At 68.0% G+C, this 22,580-nt stretch carries 18 protein-coding genes and 1 pseudogene; 17 read left to right on the forward strand and 2 right to left on the reverse strand.

Going from position 1 to position 22,580, the window contains the following annotated elements; genetic code table 11:
* Positions 1-138 precede the first annotated feature (138 nt).
* Genes AWU67_RS01325 through guaA form a run of 3 tightly spaced genes read left to right on the forward strand, consistent with a single transcriptional unit; the run spans position 139 to position 3,020 of the window.
* Entirely contained in the window at positions 139-948 is an 810-nt protein-coding gene (locus AWU67_RS01325) for an SURF1 family protein (RefSeq protein WP_067225728.1), read from the forward strand.
* A 9-nt stretch (positions 949-957) separates the two neighbouring features.
* Positions 958-1,422, forward strand: coding sequence for a DUF3817 domain-containing protein (locus AWU67_RS01330; RefSeq protein WP_067225730.1), 465 nt, complete (start codon positions 958-960; stop codon positions 1,420-1,422).
* The gene (gene guaA, locus AWU67_RS01335; protein ID WP_067225732.1) at positions 1,419-3,020 is read left to right on the forward strand and encodes a glutamine-hydrolyzing GMP synthase; all 1,602 of its coding nucleotides are present in this window, start codon (positions 1,419-1,421) and stop codon (positions 3,018-3,020) included. The genes AWU67_RS01330 and guaA overlap by 4 nt, the downstream gene beginning before the upstream one ends.
* A gap of 738 nt (positions 3,021-3,758) precedes the next feature.
* Here guaA and AWU67_RS01340 read toward each other — a convergent pair.
* A complete protein-coding gene (locus tag AWU67_RS01340) occupies positions 3,759-4,559 on the reverse strand; it encodes a Bax inhibitor-1/YccA family protein (protein WP_067225734.1) in 801 nt (266 codons plus the stop codon).
* A gap of 56 nt (positions 4,560-4,615) precedes the next feature.
* A complete protein-coding gene (locus tag AWU67_RS01345; protein ID WP_129586604.1) occupies positions 4,616-5,164 on the reverse strand; it encodes a hypothetical protein in 549 nt (182 codons plus the stop codon).
* 50 nt (positions 5,165-5,214) lie between these two features.
* Here AWU67_RS01345 and AWU67_RS01350 point away from each other — a divergent pair.
* The 14 genes and pseudogenes from AWU67_RS01350 (at position 5,215) to AWU67_RS01415 (ending at position 22,575) form a co-directional block, all read left to right on the forward strand.
* Positions 5,215-6,236, forward strand: a pseudogene (locus AWU67_RS01350) (glycerophosphodiester phosphodiesterase family protein).
* Between the two features lie 43 nt (positions 6,237-6,279).
* Positions 6,280-8,814: an ATP-dependent helicase gene (locus AWU67_RS01355; RefSeq protein ID WP_067225737.1), complete on the forward strand. Its 2,535-nt coding sequence runs from the start codon at positions 6,280-6,282 to the stop codon at positions 8,812-8,814.
* Positions 8,815-8,912: 98 nt separating this feature from the next.
* A complete protein-coding gene (locus AWU67_RS01360) occupies positions 8,913-9,971 on the forward strand; it encodes an FUSC family protein (RefSeq protein WP_067225739.1) in 1,059 nt (352 codons plus the stop codon).
* A 190-nt stretch (positions 9,972-10,161) separates the two neighbouring features.
* On the forward strand, positions 10,162-11,448 hold the full coding sequence (locus AWU67_RS01365) for a sugar ABC transporter substrate-binding protein (protein WP_067225740.1): 1,287 nt from the start codon (positions 10,162-10,164) through the stop codon (positions 11,446-11,448).
* A gap of 13 nt (positions 11,449-11,461) precedes the next feature.
* A complete protein-coding gene (locus AWU67_RS01370; RefSeq protein WP_082716692.1) occupies positions 11,462-12,439 on the forward strand; it encodes a carbohydrate ABC transporter permease in 978 nt (325 codons plus the stop codon).
* Between the two features lie 8 nt (positions 12,440-12,447).
* Positions 12,448-13,278 carry a carbohydrate ABC transporter permease gene (locus AWU67_RS01375; protein ID WP_067231869.1) on the forward strand — a complete coding sequence of 277 codons (831 nt, stop codon included), beginning with the start codon at positions 12,448-12,450 and terminating at the stop codon, positions 13,276-13,278.
* Positions 13,275-14,804: a glycoside hydrolase family 3 N-terminal domain-containing protein gene (locus AWU67_RS01380; protein WP_067225742.1), complete on the forward strand. Its 1,530-nt coding sequence runs from the start codon at positions 13,275-13,277 to the stop codon at positions 14,802-14,804. Before AWU67_RS01375 ends, AWU67_RS01380 begins: the two co-directional genes overlap by 4 nt.
* Positions 14,801-16,009, forward strand: coding sequence for an anhydro-N-acetylmuramic acid kinase (locus AWU67_RS01385; RefSeq protein ID WP_067225743.1), 1,209 nt, complete (start codon positions 14,801-14,803; stop codon positions 16,007-16,009). The genes AWU67_RS01380 and AWU67_RS01385 overlap by 4 nt, the downstream gene beginning before the upstream one ends.
* Positions 16,002-16,910: an N-acetylglucosamine kinase gene (locus AWU67_RS01390; protein WP_067225745.1), complete on the forward strand. Its 909-nt coding sequence runs from the start codon at positions 16,002-16,004 to the stop codon at positions 16,908-16,910. Before AWU67_RS01385 ends, AWU67_RS01390 begins: the two co-directional genes overlap by 8 nt.
* On the forward strand, positions 16,903-17,850 hold the full coding sequence (gene murQ / locus AWU67_RS01395) for an N-acetylmuramic acid 6-phosphate etherase (RefSeq protein ID WP_199922328.1): 948 nt from the start codon (positions 16,903-16,905) through the stop codon (positions 17,848-17,850). Before AWU67_RS01390 ends, murQ begins: the two co-directional genes overlap by 8 nt.
* Positions 17,850-18,746: a MurR/RpiR family transcriptional regulator gene (locus AWU67_RS01400; RefSeq protein WP_067225748.1), complete on the forward strand. Its 897-nt coding sequence runs from the start codon at positions 17,850-17,852 to the stop codon at positions 18,744-18,746. Before murQ ends, AWU67_RS01400 begins: the two co-directional genes overlap by 1 nt.
* Before the next feature lie 149 nt (positions 18,747-18,895).
* Entirely contained in the window at positions 18,896-20,065 is a 1,170-nt protein-coding gene (gene sucC / locus AWU67_RS01405; RefSeq protein ID WP_067225750.1) for an ADP-forming succinate--CoA ligase subunit beta, read from the forward strand.
* Positions 20,066-20,077: 12 nt separating this feature from the next.
* Positions 20,078-20,980, forward strand: coding sequence for a succinate--CoA ligase subunit alpha (gene sucD, locus AWU67_RS01410; protein WP_067225753.1), 903 nt, complete (start codon positions 20,078-20,080; stop codon positions 20,978-20,980).
* 134 nt (positions 20,981-21,114) lie between these two features.
* Positions 21,115-22,575 carry a hypothetical protein gene (locus AWU67_RS01415; protein WP_129586605.1) on the forward strand — a complete coding sequence of 487 codons (1,461 nt, stop codon included), beginning with the start codon at positions 21,115-21,117 and terminating at the stop codon, positions 22,573-22,575.
* The last annotated feature ends 5 nt before the right edge of the window (positions 22,576-22,580 follow it).

The following is a 22,580-nucleotide window of genomic DNA, read 5'->3' on the forward strand; positions in this document are numbered from 1 at the left end:
CGAGGGCTGAGGATCCGCGCGGCAGAGTCCGCCCAGCAAAGCGCGATAGCCTCAAGGGTATCGATTGCCGAGCGCCGAACGCTCGCCAGAACGATACCTCGACAGTTCGCCGACAACCCGCAGGACACGATTCACCACATGCTCTCGATCATGCTGCGCCCGCGTTGGGTACTCGCTCTCTTCGGCGCGCTCGCCGTCGCCGCCATCTTTGCCCTGCTCGGCCAATGGCAGCTGGCCCGGGCCGTGGACGCCGGCCAGACCGTGGAACGCTCCACCGAGACCGTGCAGGCGCTCGCCGAGATCGCCGACCCGGACGAGCCCATCCGGCAGGTCGCCACCGGCCAGATGGTCACGGTCGACGGCCGCTTCATCGCCGGCGATGAGCAGATCATCAGCGGGCGCCTGAACGGAGGCACCGCCGGCTACTGGGTGGTCAGCCACTTCCAAGTCGATGCGCCGGGCGAGGCGGCGATCCCCGTCGCCCGCGGCTGGGCCGCGGATGCCGACACGGCCAAGTCCGTCGCCGCCAAGCTGGCCGCAGACGAGGCCTCCGGCGAGACCATCACCTTGGTCGGCCGGCTGCTGCCAACCGAGGGTCCCGAGATTCCAACCGACGGGGCCAGCGCACACGTGATGCGCGCCGTCGCGGTCTCGGCCCTGATCAACCTCTGGGCAGACTTCGACAACCACTCCGTCTACTCCGCGTACATCGTGCAGACCGAGGCGACGACCGCAGGCCTCGACGCCATCGATTCGCCGGAGCCCAGCCCCGAACTCGAGCTGAACTGGCTGAACATCTTCTACGCCGTCGAGTGGGCCGTGTTCGCCGGCTTCGCCGTGTTCCTCTGGTACCGCCTGGTGCGCGACACCTGGGAGCGGGAACGCGAGGAAGAGGCGGATGCCGCGGCGGCCGCGGCCGCTGGCGAATCGCTCAGCAACCGCGCGTAGACTAGTCTCATGCCCCTCGAGCCGAAACCCGCCGTATTCCCGCGCATTCGGAAGGCTGTTACTTTCTACAAGGTCACCTCGGTGATCACCGGTGTGATGTTGCTTCTGCTCTGCACCGAGATGGTTCTGAAGTACGTCTTCCACGTCGAACTGTATGGATTCGGCAACGCCGGCTTCCTGCACTTCGCCCCGATGATCGAGACGGTCTCCGGCTGGGAATCCACCGGCGACGGCGCGAACCTCTCCACCGGCATCCTGATCGCGCACGGCTGGTTCTACGTCGTCTACCTCTTCGCTTGCTTCCAGCTGTGGAGCCTGATGCGTTGGCAGTTCCCCAAGTTCTTGTTGCTCGCCCTCGGCGGCATCATCCCCCTGTTGTCCTTCTTCCTCGAGGTGCGCGTTGCACGCGAGGTGGAAACCTACCTGGCTCGCCGTGAAGCGGCGGCCACCGACCCCGTGGAGGCACACGCGTGACCGACCCCGTTCCCAACGCCGAAGCGCACACCGCGCAACGGCCCGTACTCGTTGTCGACTTCGGCGCCCAGTACGCGCAGCTGATCGCACGGCGCGTGCGCGAGGCATCCGTCTACTCGGAGATCGTGTCGCACGCGATCACCGCCGATGAGGTTGCGGCCAAGAATCCGATCGGCATTGTGCTCTCCGGTGGGCCGTCCTCGGTCTACGAAGAGGGCGCGCCGCAGTTCGACCCCGCCATCTTCGAGCTCGGCGTGCCCGTGCTCGGCATTTGCTACGGCTTCCAGGTGATGGCGACCGCCCTTGGCGGCGAGGTCGCGCAGACCGGCAACCGTGAGTACGGTGCCACCCCGGTGACGGTGACGGATGCCACGGGCAACGTGCTCCTTGCCGAGCAGCCGACCGAGCAGACGGTGTGGATGAGCCACGGTGACTCCGTGTCGAAGGCTCCGGAGGGCTTCACCGTCCTCGCCTCGACCGCCTCGACCCCGGTCGCCGCCTTCGCCAACGACGAGAAGCGCCTCTACGGCGTGCAGTGGCACCCCGAGGTCAAGCACTCCGAGCACGGCCAGCACGTGCTGGAGAGCTTCCTGCACCGCGCCGCCGGAATCGCGGCCGACTGGAACAGCGGCAACGTCATCGCCGAGCAGGTCGCCAAGATCCAGGCCCAGGTGGGCAACAGCCGCGTTCTCTGCGCTCTCTCCGGTGGAGTCGACTCCTCGGTCGCCGCAGCCATCGTGCACAAGGCCGTCGGCGACCAGCTGGTCTGCGTCTTCGTCGACCACGGTCTGCTGCGTGCGGGCGAGCGCGAGCAGGTCGAGATCGACTACGTCGCATCCACCGGTGTGCGCCTCGTCACCGTCGACGCCCGTGAGCAGTTCATGACTGCGCTGGCCGGAGTCACCGACCCCGAGACCAAGCGCAAGATCATCGGCCGCGAGTTCATCCGCAGCTTCGAGCAGGCCGAGCGCGACCTGGTCGCAGAGGCCGCGGCCGACGGCGAGCCGATCCGCTTCCTCGTGCAGGGCACCCTGTACCCGGATGTCGTCGAGTCCGGCGGCGGCAGCGGCACCGCGAACATCAAGAGCCACCACAACGTCGGCGGCCTGCCGGAGGACCTGCAGTTCGAGCTCGTCGAGCCGCTGCGCACCCTGTTCAAGGACGAGGTGCGCGCCATCGGCCGCGAGCTCGGCCTGCCCGAGGTCATCGTGGGGCGCCAGCCGTTCCCCGGCCCCGGCCTCGGCATCCGCATCGTCGGTGAGGTCACAGAGGAGCGCCTCGAGCTGCTGCGCAAGGCGGATTCCATCGCCCGCGCCGAGCTGACCGCAGCCGGCCTCGACAACGAGATCTGGCAGTGCCCGGTCGTGCTGCTGGCCGACGTTCGCTCGGTCGGCGTGCAGGGCGATGGCCGCACCTACGGTCACCCGATCGTGCTGCGCCCGGTCTCCTCCGAGGATGCGATGACCGCCGACTGGACCCGCCTGCCGTACGACGTGCTGGCAAAGATCTCGAACCGGATCACGAACGAGGTGGACGGTGTCAACCGCGTGGTGCTCGACGTCACGAGCAAGCCGCCGGGAACCATCGAGTGGGAGTAGGTCTGTAGCTGGCGCCGGGAGCGGATGTTCCGCTCCTCAGCTCAGACAATGAATGAAAGAAGCCGGGCCCTCCGGATTCGCAGACAGCTTGCGAGTTCTGAGAGGGGCCCGGCTTCTTTCATTCATAACGCGACACCCCGCGGAGCATTCGCTCCCGACTCCGCACCGCTGGTTGAGCTTGTCGAGACTCCCGCGCGGTTGGCTTCGGTCGCTGGCGCTCCCTCGAGCCAACGGGGTGGCGCGCCGCCCGCTGGTTGAGCTTGTCGAAACCTCGTGGGTGTTGGCTTCGGTCGCTGGCGCTCCCTCGAGCCAACGTGGGAGGGGCGGCGCGAGTTGGAGCTACGCGGCCGCTCTACACGGCGGCTCGAGGGGGCCGCGCCGCGACGAAGGAGCAGCGCAGCCCCCGAAGCCGCGAGCGACTACGAGAGGCTGCTGCGCCCCCCCTCGTGCAGAAAAGACAGGAGGGGAGCGGCGCGGGGCCCACCCACGGCGTCCGCGCTCGTCTGGTCCTGTCTTTGTGGTCGGCGCGGTTGGCTTCGGTCGCTGGCGCTCCCTCGAGCCAACGGGGGAGGGGCGGTGCGCCTCCTTCCACGTCGGCTAGAGGGGGCCGCGCCGCGACGAAGGAGCAGCGCAGCCCCCGAAGCCCCGGAGCCGGCGTGATCGAGTTGCCACGGTGCCCGCGGCGCGCACGCAGAAGGGGCCGCCTCGCGGCGGCCCCTTCTGTTCAAGCGTGTGTGACTAGTCGCGCGCGATGGCGAACATGCGCAGGATCTCGAGGTACAGCCAGATCACGGTGACCAGGATGCCGAAGACGCCAGACCAGGCGTACTTGCTCGGTGCGCCGTTCTTGACGCCGCGCTGGATGAAGTCGAAGTCGAGCACGAGCGAGTAGGCGCCCATGATGACGACGAGGACGCCGAGCACGAGGCCGAGCGGGATGCCGAAGATCTCGAACTCGCCGCGCAGGCCCCACGGGTTGCTGACCGCGCCGGTCATGCTGAGCACGAGGTTCAGAACGGAGAACACCAGGTAGCCGACCATGGCGATGAGGAAGACCTTGGTGGCCTTCTTGGAGGCACGGATCTTGCCGCTGGCGAAGAGGGCGAGCGTCACACCGACGACGGCGAGGGTGGCGAGCACCGCCTGGATGACGATGCCGTCGTATGCGGCCGCGTACGTGGCCGAAATCGCGCCGACGAAGATTCCCTGGAAGGCGGCGTAGGCGAGGACGAGGGCCGGTGACGGCTCCTTCTTGAAGATGTTGACCAGGGCGAGCACGAAACCGATGACGCCGGCGACCATCCAGATCGCGGGCATGGTGGCCGCGGTCACCCAGCCCAGCGAGGCGCCGACGAGCATCACGGCAAACGCGACGACGCTCTTGACGACGGTGTCCTCGACGGTCATGCGACCGGTCTGCGCGGCGCCGGCGGTGGGCCGGTTGTAGATGTCCTGCAGCTCCTCGACCGACACTGCGTTGGCGACGGAGCTGTTGCCGGTGAAGGCTGCGCTGCGGAATGCGGGGTTCTCGAGTGCCATGGGATCCTCTGGGGCTCGGGGGCGAAGCGCAGGCGACGAGTCCGTCGCTGCGGGTGCTATGTCTCTAAACTACCGGATGCTGCTGGGAGCGCGCGGGAAATTCCCCGCGCTGCCGCGGCTCCGGCCAGCACTCCGGCACCGCTGAGAGCGAACACCATCCAGTTCTGCTCGTAGCTCGTGAACGCGGCGCCGCAGGCCAGGCCGACGCCCACGGGGATGGCGAGCGTGAGCCACGCCAGTGGCGGCCGCTGCCGCACCAGCAGCCAGCCGGCGAGGAAGACCGCAGAGAACACGGCGAAGTCGGCCCCGGCGAGCATCAGCGACGACACCAGCAGGCAGGGCCCGATCGCGAGCAGGCGGCGCCATCCGCGTGCGGGCAGCAGGATCCAACCACCTGCCTGCAGCAGCGAGCCGACGGCGAGGAAGGGCAGGCTGTAACTGCTGGTGAACAGCACCGACGCGATGCCCAGCGCAATGGAGACGCCCCCGGCGATCAGGCGCCAGCGGTAGCTGCCCCAGCGCAGCGGCAACCCGCGCGTGGGTTCGACGAAGGGCCGCGGCGCTCGTGCGCCGCGCGGTGCGGGGGGTGCTGTGGTCCTGGGCATCACGTCGATTGTTGCAGCGCGAGGGGGCCTGCGCCCGTTACCCTTGTGCCATGTCGCTCGCCACCCCGCTCATCATCGGCCACCGTGGCGCCAGCGGTTACCGCCCAGAGCACACCGCTGCGGCGTACCGTCTGGCGTTCGCGCTCGGCGCCGATGCCGTCGAACCCGACATCGTGGCCACCCGTGACGGAGTGCTCGTGCTGCGGCACGAGAACGAGATCTCAGGCACGACGGATGTCGCGACGCGGCCGGAGTTCGCCGGCCTCCGCACCACGAAGACCGTCGACGGCGACGAGCTCACCGGCTGGTTCACCGAGGACTTCACCTGGGGGAGCTCAGCACCCTCCGTGCTCGGGAGCGACTGCCCAAGCTGCGTTCGGCGAACACCGCCTTCGACGGCCGTTTTCCCATCATCCGCCTGCGCGACCTGCTTGAGATCATCGAGGAGAGCACGGAGCGCCTCGGCCGGCGCCTCGGCATGGTCGCCGAGATCAAGCACGCCAGCTACTTCGAGTCGATCGGGCTGCCGCTGGACGAGCTGTTCGCCGCCGAGCTCGACGATGCGGGCTGGGGCGGAAGTGACGCCCCACTGATCATCGAGTCCTTCGAACTGGGCGTGCTCGGCAAACTCGCCGCACGCGACGTCGGCGGCAAGAAGGTGTTCCTCATCGAAGCGACGGGAACGCCGGAGGACCAGCGGCTGGCCCACGGCAATGCTGCCCGCAGCTACGCCGACTTCGTCACGGAGGCGGGGCTGTACGCACTCGGCGGCCTCGTTGACGGCATCAGCGTCAACCGCTCGATGATCGTGCAGCAGGATGTCGCCGGGATCCCGGAGACGAGCGACTTGGTCGACCTGGCCCACGCCGCCATGCTCGAGGTCTACACCTGGACACTGCGCCCCGAGAACCGCTTCCTGCTGCCCGCGCACCGCGGCGGCCGCGGGCAGGCGCAACACGGCGATTGGTGGAGCGAGTTCGAGCTGATCATGAGCACCGGCATCGACGGCGTGTTCGCCGACCACCCGGATCTCGCGGTCGCCGTGCGAGACGGGCTCCGCGGCGAAGCCTGAGCGCCTCGGCCTGTCAGCGGCCCCGCCTACACTGGGATCAGACATGAGCACTCTCTTTGACCCCGACGAACCGACCGACTCGCGACCGATGATCGTGCACGACGGACCGGGCGGATTCCCGGCGGTCAGCACTCCGTCGGGAACTCCCGCTGGCGGCCCCGGCTTGCCCGGCGGGCTGCCGGGCGGCGGCGCCTGGGCGGGCGGCGACAGCCTGCTCGACGGCCTGAACCCTGAACAGCGCGAAGCAGTCGAGTACCGCGGCCCCGCACTGCTCATCGTGGCCGGCGCCGGGTCGGGCAAGACCCGGGTGCTCACCCACCGCATCGCCGGGCTGATCGGCAGCCGCGAGGCCTGGCCCAGCCAGATCCTCGCCATCACGTTCACCAACAAGGCGGCCGCCGAGATGCGCGAGCGCGTCGGCGCACTGCTCGGCCAGGCCGCGACCGGCATGTGGATCTCGACCTTCCACTCCGCCTGCGTGCGCATTCTGCGCGCCGAGGCCGAGCGTGCGGGCCTCAGCAGCACATTCACCATCTACGACTCCGCCGACTCGCGCAACGTGCTCAAGCGCATCATCAAGGAGCTCTCGGCCGACACCCTCGGCTTCACCGCGGCCGGCGTCTCGAACAAGATCTCCAAGCTCAAGAACGAGCTGGCGGATGCCGACAGCTATGCGCGGAACGCCAACCTCAGCGACCCGCAAGAGCTCATGTTCATCGAGATCTTCCGGCAGTACACCCGTCGCCTGCGGGCTGCGCAGGCACTGGACTTCGACGACCTGCTGGCCGAGACGGTGTACCTGTTCCGCGCGTTCCCGGCGACCGCCGCGCTGTACCAGCGGCGCTTCCGGCACATCCTGGTCGACGAGTACCAGGACACCAACCACGCCCAGTACTCCTTCATCAAGGAGCTCACCCGGCCGATCGAGCCGCACATCGTTGCAGAGCTCGGCACGGCTGGCCACCACGTGCGGTCGCTGCAGGACGCCAGCGGCGCCATCCCCGGCGCCTCCCTGACAGTCGTCGGTGACTCCGACCAGTCCATCTACGCCTTCCGCGGTGCCGACATCCGCAACATCGTCGAGTTCGAGCGCGACTACCCGGGTGCCAAGGTGGTGTTGCTTGAGCAGAACTACCGTTCGACGCAGAACATCCTGAGCGCGGCCAACGCCGTTATCTCCAACAACTTCGACCGCAAAGACAAGAAGCTCTGGACGGCCGTCGGCGACGGTGCCAAGATCATCGGCTACACCGGGTATTCCGGCCATGACGAGGCCCAGTTCATCGCCGACGAGATCGAGAAGCTGCACGCGGAGGGCGTTGCCTACCGCGACATCGCCGTGTTCTACCGCACCAACGCGCAGACCCGTGCGCTGGAAGAGATCTTCGTGCGGGCAGCCCTGCCCTACCGGGTCGTCGGCGGCACCAAATTCTACGAGCGTGCCGAGATCAAGGACGCGATGGCGTACCTCATCGCCGTCGCGAACCCGGCCGACGAGCTCGCGCTCCGCCGCATCCTGAACACCCCCAAGCGCGGCATCGGCCCTGCCACCGAGACGCAGCTGGCGAGCTTCGCCGAGGCCAACGGCATCAGTTTCCGGCAGGCCATGCGCGATGCCGGCAGCCTCGGCATGGGGCCGAAGGTCACCGGCGCCATCCTGAAGCTGGCCAAGCTGCTCGACGAGGCGGCGCTCATGCTCGACCCGGAGAATCCAGCGGGCGTCTCCAGCGTCAGCGAGGTTCTCGGCTTCCTGCTGACCGAGAGCACGCTGCTCGAGGTGCTGAGGGGCAGCCGCGACCCGCAAGACGAGACCCGCGCCGAGAACGTCGAGGAGCTGCTCGCGCAGACCAAGGACTTCGTCAAGGAGAACCCGGATGCCGGCCTGATCGACTTCCTCACCCAGGTGTCGCTCGTGGCCGCCGCCGACGACCTCGACGACTCCAGTGGAACCGTCTCGCTGATGACGCTGCACACGGCCAAGGGCCTCGAGTACGACTCCGTGTTCCTCACCGGCATCGAGGAGGGGCTGCTGCCGCACCAGATGTCGGCGAGCGAGCCCGGCGGCCCGGCCGAGGAACGTCGCCTCTTCTACGTCGGCATCACCCGCGCCAGGAAGCGGCTCTACCTCTCATTGGCCATGACGCGCGCCCAGTTCGGCGAGACGAATGTGGCCATGCCGAGCCGCTACCTGCAGGAGATCCCCGGCGACCTCATCGAGTGGCGGCAGTCGCCGGGAATGGCAAACTCCCGCGGCGGCACCCAGCCGCGCGCGCTGAACGCCCGCCGCGACGGCTTCGGATCCCGCGGCGGTTCCGGCAGCGGCTCCGAGCGATTCGGCGGCGAGTTGCCACCAGCGCCCAAGCCGAAGACCGAGTGGGCGAACAGGGTCACCGCGCAGGTGCGCGACAACGGTGACCTCACTCTGGAGGCGGGCGACCGCATCCGGCACGTCGACTTCGGCGAGGGCCGGGTCAACCAGGTCACCGGCGAGGGCACCAAGCGCATCGCGCACGTACAGTTCGACACGGCGGGCGCGAAGAAGCTCCTGATTAAGATCGCTCCGATCGAGAAGATCTAGGGGCCGGGATTTGCTTTCCGTAGCATTCCTTGGACATGGGCTCCCGCCTTTCTTGACGCCGCGCGTCAAGCCCCTCGAGAAGCTGTAGCGGGCGCACGGTGACAGACAGCGCCCCCCAGTCCCTCCCGGCCCGCCTGCGGTCGCTGACGCCTCGCGATTTCGAGGTCGCGAGCCGGGCGGCGATCGCGGTGGCCGTTCCGTTGTTCCTCCTGCTCGCCCTCGACCGGCTAGACCTCGCCGCCTACGCCTCGTTCGGGGCGATGACGGCGCTGTATGGGCGCAGCGAACCCTATCGAGTGCGGCTGCGCAGTGCGGGGATCGCCGCGATCGGGCTTGTGCTCAGCGTCGCGCTCGGCACCATCCTGGCCGCCAGCGGAGCCGCGAACATCCTCGTCGCCGCTGCGCTCGTCGTCGTGATCGTGGGCGGCATCGTCGTCGCCGCCGTCTACGGGCTCTTCCCGCCGACCCCGCTGTTCTTCGTGTTCGGCCTGCTGGTGTGTGCTGCACTGCCGACCCCGCCAGAGCAGGTTCCGCTACGCATCGGCCTGGCCGCTGCCTCGGCCGCGTTCGCGCTCGCCATCACGATGTCCGGCTGGCTGCTGCGGAGGGCCGGACGTGAGCGAGACGACGGCTGGTTCCAGCAGCTGACCCGATCGCCACGAGTGCGGTGGGCCGCCGTTCGGGAGGCAGCTCTGTGGGTGGCGGTCGCCCAGAACGTGTTCGGCGCGCTGCTCGCCGGTGCCGTCGCGACGGCGATCGGCATCGGACACCCGTACTGGGCTGTGGTGAGCGTGGTGGCCGTCATCCCGCCACCGCACGCACGCCACTCGATCTCGCGCTCCGTGCACCGGATCGTCGGCACCGCGGTCGGCGTCTTGGTGACCGGCGCGCTGCTCTTCCCCGAGCCGCCGCCCTTCGCCATCGTCATCGGTGTCGTCATCGCCCAGTTCGGCGCCGAGATCCTCGTCGGCCGCCACTACGGTGCCGCGCTGGTCTTCGTAACCCCGCTGGCGCTCGGCGTCGCCCACCTGGCCAGTCCGCTGCCCGTCGGCACTCTGCTGATCGACCGGTTGCTGGAGACGGCGCTCGGCGCGGCCATCGGGCTGCTGCTGGTGCTCGCGGCTCGCTGGCTGACGGCGCGCAAGTCACAGCCCTAACGGCCGCGCTGGGAATTCTCCCCGAGTAGGGCGTCGTGCCCCTCCTGAGTTGCGTTCTGGACAAATGAGCGCGAATCACGAGGTATCGTATTCAAGTCGCGTGAAAGTTACTTTCGCGCGAACGCAACAGCTTGGATACTATTTTCAATACGCAATTACGGGCTCACGCCCATCAATGAGGAGACTTGCTATGAAAAAGCGTTACCTGCCGCTCGCCATTTTGGCAACGGCTGCACTGAGCCTGACGGCTTGTTCTTCCGGAGCCACCGGTGGAAGTGGCACTGACGCCACGGGTGAAACCCTCAACGTCTGGATCATGCAGGGTACGAACACCGAATCCGACGAGTTCTTCGAGCGCGTTGGTGACGAGTTCACAAAGGAGACCGGCGCGAAGCTCAACGTCGAGATGGTGCAGTGGGCAGACGCTCACGACCGTTTCGTCACTGCAATCGCCGGTGGCACCACCCCCGACATCGCCGAGACCGGCACGACCTGGACCGCGGAGTTCGCTGAATCCGGTGCACTCGCACCGCTCGACGACTACGTCACCAAGGCAGGCCTCGACGGCAAGCTCGTTGAGGGCCTGGTCGAGGCTGGAACGCTCGACGACACGCTCTACGGCATGCCGTGGTACGCCGGCGTTCGCTCGGTCATCTACCGCACCGACATCTTCGAGGCAGCCGGCATCGCCGTGCCGACCACCTGGGCAGAGTTCCAGGCGGCAATCGAGACGCTCAAGACGAGCAACCCCGACATCATCCCGTTCCCGGTTGCCGGCGACGCTGAGCAGCTCACCTACCCGTGGGTCTGGGGTGCCGGTGGCGAGGTAGCGACGAAGAAGGGCGACACCTGGACCTCGGGTCTGGACAGCGCGAAGTCGCAGGCCGGAATCAAGTTCTACACCGACCTCGCACTTCAGCACGGCTCGTCCACCTCCGGTGCAACCACCTGGAAGGAGACCGACGTCCTCGACAACTTCGCCCAGGGCAAGGTCGGCATGGCGGTCATGGGTTCGTGGACCCCCGCGACGATCCTCGACAAGAACCCGGAGCTGGAAGGCAAGATCGGCTCGTTCCCGATCCCCGGCCAGACCTCGGGCATCAGCCCGTCGATGCTCGGTGGTTCGCACCTCAGCATGTTCGAGTCCAGCAAGAACAAGGACCTCGCCTGGACCTTCATGAGCATGATGACCACCGGTGACTTTGCCACCGAGTGGGCCAGCCAGAGTGGTTACTTCCCGGGCGAGACCACGGCACTCGACGCCACCGTCGCAAACGCCGATGAGATCACCAAGGCGTTCGCGACGCAGATGGTTGACGGCGGCGCTTCGCTCCCCGTCACGCCGAAGTTCGGTGCCGTGCAGGCCAAGAAGACCACCAACACGATGATCCAGTCGATCCTCTCCGGTGAGAAGACGGTTGAGCAGGCCTCTGCCGACGCCGCTGCCGAGATGACCGACATCCTCAACAAGAAGTAAGAAGACAGAGTCGATGACCACCACGATTCAGTCGCCGGCCGCCGTGGGAACCTCGGGTTCCCCGGCGGCCGGAGGCCCCGGCCCCCGGCGGCGCAAGGCGATCACGATCGCCGCCGCACGGCCGTGGCTCCTGCTCGCGCCGGCACTGATCGTGCTGGCCGTCCTGCTCCTTTGGCCCCTCGTTCGCGTTCTGATCTTCTCCTTCCAGGACTACGGACTGCGCGAGATCGTCAGCGGAGACACCAACTTCATCGGCGTAGACAACTACGTCGCGGCGCTCACCGATCCGCAGCTGTGGTCGGTCGTTCTGCCCAACACCGTGCTCTTCGCCATCGCCGCCGTGCTGTGCACCGTGGCGCTCGGCACCCTCGTCGCCATCCTGATGACCAACCTCTCGAGGTTCTGGCGCACCGTCGTCGGCAGCGCCATCATGGTCGCCTGGGCAATGCCCGCCGTGACCGGCACCTACGTCTGGGTATGGATCTTCGACGCGGACAACGGCATCGTCAACCAGCTCCTCATGGGGGCCGGACTGATGGACGAACCGTTCAACTGGTTCACCAACCGGTGGACCTTCTACCTGATCGTGCTCATCAACGTCGTGCACCACGGGTTCCCCTTCGTGGCCATCACGGTGATGGCCGGCCTGCTCGGCGTCTCCAAGGAGATGCTGGAGGCCGCCCAGATGGATGGCGCCGGACCGATTCGCCGGTTCTTCCAGATCACCTTTCCCTCGCTCAAGCAGGTCTTCACGGTGGTCATCATCCTGTCGACGATCTGGGACTTCAAAGTGTTCGGGCAGGTCTACCTGATGCCGGGAGGCTCAGGCACCAACCGCAGTGTGCTCAACCTGGGTGTCTGGTCGTACGTCGAGTCGTTCGGTCAGAACCAGTACGGATTCGGTTCTGCAATCGCCGTGCTGCTCACGCTGGTGCTGCTGGTGATCACCATCATTTACATTCGGGTGCTTATGAAGGAGGACGAGCTGTGAGCCGGAACATCACCCCCGCACGCGTTCGCCGCAATGTGATCGTCGGCGCCCTTGTAACGCTGCTCCTGGTCTTCACCCTCTTTCCCGCCTACTGGATGATGTCCAGCGCGTTTGATGCCAACGCGGCGAGCGGATCGACGGGGTTGTTCCCCTCTGAGCTCACCCTCGACAACTTCATCTACGTGCTCAACGACGGTGGTTTTGCCGTCTTCCTGCGCAACTCGCTGATCGTCGCCGTCGCCGTTGTGGTGTGCAGCGCGGTGCTCTCGCTGCTGGCCTCGGTCGCAGTGGCGCGATTCCGCTTCAAGTTCCGCACCTCGATGCTGCTCATGATCCTCATCGTGCAGATGGTGCCGATGGAAGCCCTCGTGATCCCGCTGTTCGTGCAGGTGCGAGACCTCCAGCTGCTCAACACGCTTCTCGGCCTCATCATCGTGTACATCACCATCTCGCTGCCGTTCGGCATCTGGATGCTGCGCGGCTTCGTCGCCGCGGTGCCGGTGGAACTCGAAGAGGCGGCATTCCTCGACGGCGCGAGCTGGTGGCGGATGTTCCGCTCCGTCATGCTCCCGCTCGTCATGCCGGGCCTCGTCGCCACAAGCGTATTCAGCTTCATCACCGCCTGGAACGAGTTCATCTTCGCGATGACGATGCTGGGCGGTGCCAGCGACAAATACACGGTTGCCATCGGCCTGAAGCAGTTCTTCGGTGAGAACTCGAACGACTGGGGCAGCGTCATGGCGGCGTCCACCCTGATCACCCTGCCCGTGATGATCTTCTTCATCATCGTTCAGGGCAAGCTCTCCTCCGGCCTCGTCGCGGGAGCGGTCAAGGGATGAGCGACGCTGTGCGCACGACGGATCGGGACGTCCTCGAAGCCGTCAACGGGGTCATCGTTCCCGGCTTTTTCGGCACGGAGCTGCCGCAGTGGCTTGCCGATGCGCTCGATGAGGGTGTTGCCGGCGTCGTCTACTTCGGTCAGAACATCTCTGAGCGGACCGAGGCGCTCTCCGCCTCCATTCGCGCACACCGCGCGAACGCGCTCATCGCGACGGACGAAGAGGGCGGCACCGTCACCCGGCTGGAATCCGCACACGGATCCACCGTTCCGGGGCCGGCGCAGCTGGGCGTGGTGAACGACCCGGAGCTCAGCGCCGCGGTGGGCGCAGCACTCGCCGCCCGATCCCACGCCGTCGGAATCAACCTGGTGTTCGGCCCCGTCGCCGATGTGAACACCAATCCGGCGAATCCCGTCATCGGCGTGCGCTCGTTCGGAGCCGACGCTCCGACCGTCGCCGCCCACGTCGCGGCGACCGTGCGCGGCATCCAGGCCTCCGGCGCCGTCGCGGCGTGCGCCAAGCACTTCCCCGGCCACGGCGACACCCACTCCGACTCGCACCTCGCCCTGCCCGAGCTGGGCATCGCGGTCAACGAGATCGAAGACGTGCACTTTGAGCCTTTCCGGGCGGCAATCGCCGCCGGCGTGCGCACCATCATGACCGCGCACATCCGCGTTCCGGCGTGGGGTGAGGCCCCGGCCACGCTCAACCCGCTCATTCTCGGCAAGCTCCGCGCCCTCGGCTTCGACGGCGTGATCGTGACCGATGCGCTCGACATGGCTGCCATCCGCGAAAGCGTGGGGGCCGGCCCCGGCGCCGTTGCGGCGATCCAGGCCGGTGCCGACCTTCTGTGCATCGGCAACCCTCGCACCAACCTCGGTGGCTCGGGCGAGCCCGACGCCGACCGACACGACTACCTCGAGGTACGCGACGCGCTGCTGGCGGCCGTGCAGTCCGGAGAGCTCGACCTCGAACAGCTGCGCCGCGCCGCCGACCGGGTTCGCGAGCTGGCGACCGAGCTGGAGCACGCGCGAAACGTCGCGCAGCCCGAGACAGCCGAGCCGGAATGGGCACCTGCCATCGCAGCCGCGATCGGCGTGCACGGCGACGTTGCGCGTTCCCAGCCGACGCTCGCCCTGCTCGATCTGCGCGCCCGCGCGACCCTGGCCGTCGCCAGCGAGTCCGACGCGTTCCGGCTCGCGTTCGCCGCGCACCGTGACATCCAGAGCCCGGCGCGGCTGGCGGGGCAGGCCGCGAGTGCCGCCGAACATCTCGACGGGGCACTCCGCGACATCCCCGCCGACACAGATCTCGTGGTGCTCGTTGACCGCATCGGTGTGCCGGGGGCTCAGCGCGACGCACTCGCACACCTGGCAACAGCCCGGCCCGACGCCGTCGTCGTCAACGTCGGTGTGGTGCCGGAACACGAGTACCCGAGTACGCTCGACCGGATCGACGCCCGCGCCAGCTCTGCTCTGGCCGCCGGTCTCGTCGCCGATCTGATCTGTGCTGGAGGACCAGCGTGATCATCCTCTCGCTGCAGTCAGGCACCAGCGCAGACGGGATCGATGTTGCCGTGGTCGAGGCGACCACGAGCGGCGATCCGGCCACACCCGAACTCACGCTCGCCTCGCGGTGGACCCGTACGCTCGACTGGGAACCAGCGCTGCGCGCTCGGATCCTGGCGTACGCTGACGGCGAGTCCCTCGACGCCGGCGCGCACACCGCGCTCACCACGGCAATAGGGCAGGGCTTCGCCGACGCGGCAGCCAGCGCGATTGCCGAGTGCGGTCTCGCTCCAGATCTCGTCGTCTCACACGGCCAGACCGTGTTCCACTGGGTCGAGGACGGGCGCGCCCGCGGCACGCTCCAGCTCGGCGAACCGGCCTGGATCGCCGAGGCGACCGGTGCGCCGGTGCTCGCCAACCTGCGCGCCGCCGACATCGCGGCCGGCGGCCAGGGCGCGCCGCTGATGGGGCTGTTCGACGCAGCCTTCTTCGGGCCTGCCGTCGACGTTGCCTCACTGAACCTGGGCGGCATTGCGAACCTGCAGGTCCTGGGCGCCGACGGCTCTGCCCTCGCATTCGATACGGGCCCCGCGAACGTGCTCATCGACGCGAGCGTCGCCGAGCACACCGGCGGTGTGCTCGGCTTCGACCGCGACGGCGAACTCGCCGCTTCGGGCACCGTGAACGACGCCGTGCTCGCGGCACTGCTCGCGCATCCGTACCTCGAGCAGGCGGCGCCCAAGAGCACCGGCCGCGAGACGTTCACCCTGGAGGTCGTGCGGAACGCCGAGGCCTCGGCCGGCGTGCGCCTCGAACTCCCCGCGCTGATCGCGACCCTCACCCGATACACGGCGATCACCGTGGCGGATGCGTTGCGCCGCACCGGCCCAGAGGTCCGCACCGTCGTCGCCTCCGGCGGCGGGGTGCTGAACCCCAGCCTGGTTCGAGAGCTCGCCGCCGCCCTGGCCCGTGACAGCGTGAGCCTGCGCACGAGTGATGAGCTCGGCATCGACCCCGAGTTCAAGGAATCCCTGCTCTTCGCGTTCCTCGGCTTCTGCTCTTGGCACCGCATCCCGGTGAGCCTCGTGCGGGGGATCGCCAGAATCGCCGGTGCCATCAGCCCGGCACCGCATGGTTTCACCCTGCCGGCACCACTCGACGGGATCTCCCGGCTGCGTCTGGTGGCCGCGACGAACCCGGGCGGAGGGCACGGCGATGACTGAGCCGCGTTACCTGGCGGTCGACCTCGGAAAGACATCCTGCCGTGTCAGGTTGTTCGACGCCGACGGCGTCATTGCCGAGGAGAAAGGCCCTGGTGCCCCCGGCATCGCCGATCTCGACGGGGTTGCGCTGTCTGCGCAGGCAATCCGGGCGCTGTTCCTCCGACTTCCCGCCAGCGATCTGGCCGGCCTGGCCGGTGTCGGCATCGGCGCGGCCGGTGTTGAGGCGGCCGGGATCGTCGCCCGGGATCTCGTCGCGGAGGTGCGCGAGTTCACCGGCGCCCCGGTGGCGCTGATCAACGACGCCCTCGCAGCCCACGCCGGCGCCTTCGGCGGCAGCGGGGGAGTCATCCTGATCATCGGCACCGGCGCGATTGCCTACGCGGTCGACGGCGACGGCACCACCCGACAGATTGACGGCTGGGGACCGTGGCTCGGCGACGAGGGGAGCGGGCGCTGGATCGGCCAGGAGGGCCTCGCCGCCGCCCTGCGCGACGTCGACGGCCGCGGCCCCGCCACCGCACTGACCGCCCGCGCCAGGGCACTGGTCGGCGACCTCGCCGCAATGCCGGCCTGGGTGAGCGCCGAGGGCAACCCGGCCCGTCGCCTGGGTCGTTTCACGCCCGATGTGCTCGACGCCGCCGGTGACGGCGATGCGGTCGCCATAGACATCGTCGCGCGGGCCTGCGCCGCTCTGGTCGGGACCGCGCGCGCCGCGGGATCCGCCGAGATCGCAGTCTGGGGCGGCGTCGCCGACCACCCATATTTTTCCGCCGAGCTGACAGCGACATTCGCGCAAGCCGGCATCACCATCATCCCGTCTCGCGGGAGTGCACTGGACGGATCCGCGCTCATCATCACGCGCACCGACCTGGGCTATGAAGAGAGGATCATCCGTGGATAACGCGAACACGATCGAGGACCGTGGGCAGCTGCGCGACTTCCTCGGTACGCTCCCGACCGAAAAGGTTGGCGTGCGCTACCCCGATCTCGACCTGCTGGACGACGCAGAGCTCGTGCACGCCATGATCGAGAGCGAGCGGGCCGTCGCCGACGCGGTTGCCGCCCAAGCCACCCAGATCACCGCGGCACTTGCCGGGATCGTCGCTGGCATGGCGCGCGGCGGCCGTCTCATCTACATGGGGGCCGGCACCGCTGGACGGATGGGAATCCTCGACGCGAGCGAGGCCCCGCCCACATTCGGCATCTCCGGTGACGTCATCATCGGCAGGATCGCCGGGGGCGAGACCGCAATCCACACGGCCGTCGAGAACGCAGAGGATGACGCGCATTCCGGCGCCCTCGACGTCGACAGCCTCGATCTCGGACCGAATGACAGCCTGGTCGGCATCTCCGCCTCCGGGCGCACGCCCTACGTCGTCGGTGCGCTGAACCGGGCCCGCGAGCGCGGTGCCTTCACCGTTGCGCACTCCTGCAATCCGAACTCGGCGATCGGTGCCGCGGCTCACGTCGCCATCGAGACCGAGGTCGGCCCCGAGCTCCTCACCGGCTCGACGCGCCTCAAATCGGGTTCCGCGCAGAAGCTTGTGCTCAACACACTGAGCACGGGGGCCATGGTGCGGGCAGGAAAGGTCTACCGTAACCTTATGGTTGACCTTCGTGCGACGAATGAGAAGCTGCGCGCGCGCAGCGAGCGCACCGTCATCCTCGCCACCGGCGCAGAGCCCGCAGTCGCCGCGGCGTCGCTGGAAGCGACCGGCGGCTGGGTCAAGGCCGCGATCCTGTCGATCGAGGCGGGGATCCCCGCGGCCGCAGCGGTTGCGGCACTCGAAGGCAACGGTGGCTTCCTGCGCACCGCGATCGATGAGGCGACGACGAGCTAGTGCGCGCCCTCACGAGGATTCAAGGATCGCTTGAGCGGTTCAGTGCCGCAGAGGCCCGGGTCGCACGAGCGATCCTCGCCGACCCGCGAATCGTCGTGGACAACCCCATCAACCGGGTCGCGGAACTGTGCGGAACCTCGGCGGCGACCGTTGCCCGCTTCTGCCAGAGCCTCGGCTACTCGGGGTACCGCGAGTTCCGGTTCGACCTCGTCGGCACGACAAGCCGCGACCAGGCCGACCTCGACCGCTCCAATGTCTTGACGGGCGACATCGATCCGGCGGATACCGCCGCCGACGTCGCCGCAAAGGTCCTCTTCCAGGAGACCCAGGCGATCGAGCACACCTTGCGTGAGCTTGACCTCCAGGCCGTCGACCTCGTCCGCGACGCACTCGCGTTCGCGCCCGATGTCGTGCTCGCCGGTTTCGGGTCCTCCGGGCTCACCGCGCGCGACCTCACCATGAAGCTGCAGCGCATCGGCCGCCGGAGCACCTACCACCCCGATGTGCACCTCGCGCTCTCCTCGACCGCATTGCTCGGCCCGGGAGGCGTGCTGATCGCGGTGTCGCACTCCGGTGTCACACCAGAGATCCTGGGGTTGTTGCGGGAGGCCAGGCGCACCGGCGCGACGACCGTCGGTATCACCAACGACCCCGGATCGCCGATGGCCGCGCTCTGCGACATCCTGCTCACGACGCAGGCGCGCGAGAACGCGTTCCGTTCCGGGGCGACCGCGAGCCGCACCGCACAGCTTGCCGTGACCGACGTGCTTTTCGTGCGCCTCGCGCAGAGCCTGTTCGACAGCATGACCGACTCTCTCAACCTCACGCGGGACGCGGTAATCCGGCACCGCGAAGACCCGGAGCAGCAACGGCGCGCCGGGGTGCACCGGGCGTAGCCGTCCCCTGGGCGACATTCTCACCTCGTGCTCAGGAGGTAGAGTTTGACTGAGGCCAGTGTGTCTTGACGTCAAGCTATTTTCGTCAGAGCACTGTTGCCACCCCTCAAACCATGCATGAACGCTTAGACGCGGATTGGAATAGCAGCGTGGATCTTTACGAATACCAGGCCAGAGACCTATTTGAGAAGTACGAGGTCCCGGTACTCCCGGGTATCGTCGCGGACACTCCCGAGGAGGTGCGTGCAGCAGCCGAGAAGCTCGGCGGCGTCGTGGTTGTCAAGGCTCAGGTCAAGGTCGGAGGTCGCGGCAAGGCTGGCGGCGTCAAGGTCGCCAAGAACCCGGATGAGGCAGAAGCGGCAGCCCGCGACATCCTCGGCCTCGACATCAAGGGCCACGTCGTCAAGCGCGTCATGGTGGCCGCCGGCGCACGCATCAAGGAGGAGTACTACTTCTCCGTGCTGCTGGACCGGGCCAACCGCAGCTACCTCTCGCTCTCCAGCTTCGAAGGCGGCATGGAGATCGAGCAGCTCGCAGAGGAGCGCCCCGAGGCCCTCGCCCGCATCGAGGTGAACCCCGGAACAGGCATCGACCTGGCCAAGGCCACCGAGATCGCGATCGCGGCCAAGTTCCCGGCCGAGCTCGTCGACAAGGTCGCCGAGGTCTTCGTCAAGCTCTACGCCGTGTACACCGGTGAAGATGCGACCCTGGTCGAGGTCAACCCCCTCGTCCTCACCGAGGAAGGCGACATCGTCGCCCTCGACGGCAAGGTCAGCCTCGACGAGAACGCCGGATTCCGTCACCCGCACCACGAGGAGCTCGAGGACCAGGCCGCGGCCGACCCGCTCGAGGCCAAGGCGAAGGCTGCCGACCTCAACTACGTCAAGCTCGACGGCTCCGTCGGCGTCATCGGCAACGGTGCAGGCCTCGTCATGTCGACCCTCGACGTCGTCGCGTACGCCGGTGAGAACCACGGCGGCGTCAAGCCCGCCAACTTCCTCGACATCGGAGGCGGAGCTTCCGCCGAGGTGATGGCGGCCGGCCTCGACGTGATCCTCGGTGACCCGCAGGTCAAGAGCGTCTTCGTCAACGTCTTCGGCGGCATCACCGCCTGTGACGCGGTCGCCAAGGGCATCGTCGGCGCGCTCGCCGAGCTCGGTTCCGCAGCGAACAAGCCCCTCGTCGTGCGCCTCGACGGCAACAACGTCGAAGAAGGCCGCCGCATCCTGAACGAGGCCAACCACCCGCTGGTGACCCTGGCCGCCACCATGGACGAGGGCGCCGACAAGGCCGCCGAGCTCGCCAACGCAGCGAAGTAAGGAATCCGAGATATGTCAATCTTCGTCAACAAGGACTCCAAGGTCATCGTGCAGGGCATCACCGGCGGTGAGGGCACCAAGCACACCGCCCTCATGCTGAAGGCCGGCACCCAGATCGTCGGCGGCGTGAATGCCCGCAAGGCAGGCACCACCGTTCTGCACACCGACGCAGACGGCAACTCGATCGAGCTGCCCGTCTTCGCCACCGTTGCAGAGGCCATGGAGCAGACCGGCGCCGACGTGTCGATCGCCTTCGTGCCGCCTGCCTTCACCAAGGATGCCGTCGTCGAGGCCATCGAGGCCGAGATCCCGCTGCTGGTCATCATCACCGAGGGCGTGCCCGTGCGCGACTCGGCCGAGTTCTGGGCCCTCGCCCAGGACAAGGGCAACAAGACCCGCATCATCGGCCCGAACTGCCCCGGCATCATCACCCCCGGTGAGGCCCTCGTTGGCATCACCCCGGCGAACATCACCGGCAAGGGTCCGATCGGCCTCGTCTCCAAGTCGGGCACCCTGACCTACCAGATGATGTACGAGCTGCGCGACCTCGGTTTCTCGACCGCGATCGGCATCGGTGGTGACCCCATCATCGGCACCACGCACATCGATGCACTCGCTGCGTTCGAGGCTGACCCCGAGACCAAGGCGATCGTCATGATCGGTGAGATCGGTGGCGACGCCGAGGAGCGCGCGGCCGAGTTCATCAAGGCCAACGTCACGAAGCCCGTTGTCGGCTACGTGGCCGGCTTCACGGCGCCGGAGGGCAAGACCATGGGCCACGCCGGCGCCATCGTCTCCGGCTCGGCCGGAACCGCTCAGGCCAAGAAGGAGGCCCTCGAGGCCGCAGGCGTCAAGGTCGGCAAGACGCCGTCCGAGACGGCCGCCCTGCTGCGCGAGGTGTACGCCGCCCTCTAGGCTGCACCGCTGCACTCGAAGGCCCGTCCCGCTCGCGCGGGGCGGGCCTTCTGCGTGCCCCGCACGGAATATTGGCTCTGTCGCGCGGGGCGGCGCGTGGCTACAGTGGGCACAGCAGGCGGAGGAGGCACGTCATGGCCCGAGGCAGTAGCGCAGATTTGGAGGCGCTCGTCGCCCGGTTGCAGCGTGAGAACGCGGCGCTCCGGGCAGGTGAGGTTCCGGATACCGGCCCCGACGTCATCCCGGTCGAGATCATCGCGACCCCGCATCGGCGCAGCCGCGGCTGGTCGGTGCTTTCTGCCATCCTCATCGTGGTCGGCCTGCTTCTGGCGCCGATCGCGGTGGTGTCAAGCTGGGCGAAAGCGCAGCTGAGCAGCGCCGACCAGTTCGTGGCTACGTTCGCGCCGCTGGCCGAGGACCCCGCCGTGCAGAACTACATCTCCGACCAGCTCGTCACCGCCATCGAGGCGCACGTCGACATTGCCGGAATCACGTCGGAGCTCTTCGACGGGATCAGCCAGCTCGGGCTCCCGCCGCGGGCGGCCGACGCGCTGAAGCTGCTTGAGGCGCCAGCGGTCGCGGGCGTCAAGAACCTCGTCTCGACCACCGTCGACAAACTCGTAGCCTCAGACGCCTTCAAAGACCTGTGGGCGCAGGCCCTCCGCGTCAGCCACAACCAGTTGACGGCCACCCTGGAGGGCCAGTCCAACGCGGCGCTGTCGATCAGCGGCAACGGTGAGCTCGGCATCCAGATCGGGCCGCTCGTGGATGCGGTGAAGCAGCGGCTGGTCGATCAGGGTTTCGGGTTCGCCGCGAGCATCCCCACAGTGCAGCTCACCGTCGTGGTCGCGACGGCCGACGCCTTCACGACCGTGCAGCTCGTCTACGGCCTGGCGATCGCGGTCGGCATCTGGCTGCCCATCATCGCGCTGCTGCTGCTGGCGGCTGGCGTGCTCCTGGCCCGGCGCCGGGTGAACGCGCTGGTGGCCACCTCCGTCGCGTTGGGCGTCGTCATGCTGATCTTGGCCGCCGGCTTCGGAATCGGCCGGCTCTTCTTCGTCGCCGGGGTGTCGCCGAGCGTGCTGCCGGCCGATGCGGCCGGGGCGATCTACGACCAGGTGATCCAGCTCATGCAGTCGACGACCACGGCCATCACCGTGTTGGCGTTCACGATCGCGCTGATCGCCTGGTTCAGCGGGCCGTACTCGCTCGCCGTGAAGCTGCGCGGGCTGATCGGATCCGGCCTCGACTCCGCGCGCGGCGCGGCAGAGCAGCGGGGCATCACGACCGGCCGCTTCGGGCGGTGGATGTACCGCCAGCGGGTGCTGGTGCGCGTGCTGATCGCCGTGGTGGCCAGCGCCGTGCTGCTGCTCTCCCGGCCGCTGCACGCCGGCATCATCGTCTGGACGGCCGTCTTGGCGTTGCTGGCCGTGCTCGTTGCCGAGCTGCTGCAGCGCGACGGATCAGAGCCCGCCGCGCCGTCGGGTGGCGCCGAGGATCCCCTCGCCGAGGATCCCCTCGGACCGGAGGGCCCTGATGCGGCGCGCCCGGTCGCAGAAGACGAGCTTGTGCAAAGCAGTGACAAGCAGCCCTAAGCGAG

This window comes from Microterricola viridarii (genome assembly GCF_001542775.1).
GTDB lineage: Bacteria > Actinomycetota > Actinomycetes > Actinomycetales > Microbacteriaceae > Microterricola > Microterricola viridarii_A.

Bases quoted from the DNA above. Each gene is read 5' to 3' on its own strand.
- AWU67_RS01325 (WP_067225728.1), top strand. From the start codon at position 139: ATGCTCTCGATCATGCTGCGCCCGCGTTGGGTACTCGCTCTCTTCGGC.
- AWU67_RS01330 (WP_067225730.1), top strand. From the start codon at position 958: ATGCCCCTCGAGCCGAAACCCGCCGTATTCCCGCGCATTCGGAAGGCT.
- AWU67_RS01340 (WP_067225734.1), bottom strand. From the start codon at position 4,559: ATGGCACTCGAGAACCCCGCATTCCGCAGCGCAGCCTTCACCGGCAAC.
- AWU67_RS01345 (WP_129586604.1), bottom strand. From the start codon at position 5,164: ATGCCCAGGACCACAGCACCCCCCGCACCGCGCGGCGCACGAGCGCCG.
- AWU67_RS01355 (WP_067225737.1), top strand. From the start codon at position 6,280: ATGAGCACTCTCTTTGACCCCGACGAACCGACCGACTCGCGACCGATG.
- AWU67_RS01365 (WP_067225740.1), top strand. From the start codon at position 10,162: ATGAAAAAGCGTTACCTGCCGCTCGCCATTTTGGCAACGGCTGCACTG.
- AWU67_RS01370 (WP_082716692.1), top strand. From the start codon at position 11,462: ATGACCACCACGATTCAGTCGCCGGCCGCCGTGGGAACCTCGGGTTCC.
- AWU67_RS01380 (WP_067225742.1), top strand. From the start codon at position 13,275: ATGAGCGACGCTGTGCGCACGACGGATCGGGACGTCCTCGAAGCCGTC.
- AWU67_RS01390 (WP_067225745.1), top strand. From the start codon at position 16,002: ATGACTGAGCCGCGTTACCTGGCGGTCGACCTCGGAAAGACATCCTGC.
- sucD (WP_067225753.1), top strand. From the start codon at position 20,078: ATGTCAATCTTCGTCAACAAGGACTCCAAGGTCATCGTGCAGGGCATC.
- AWU67_RS01415 (WP_129586605.1), top strand. From the start codon at position 21,115: ATGGCCCGAGGCAGTAGCGCAGATTTGGAGGCGCTCGTCGCCCGGTTG.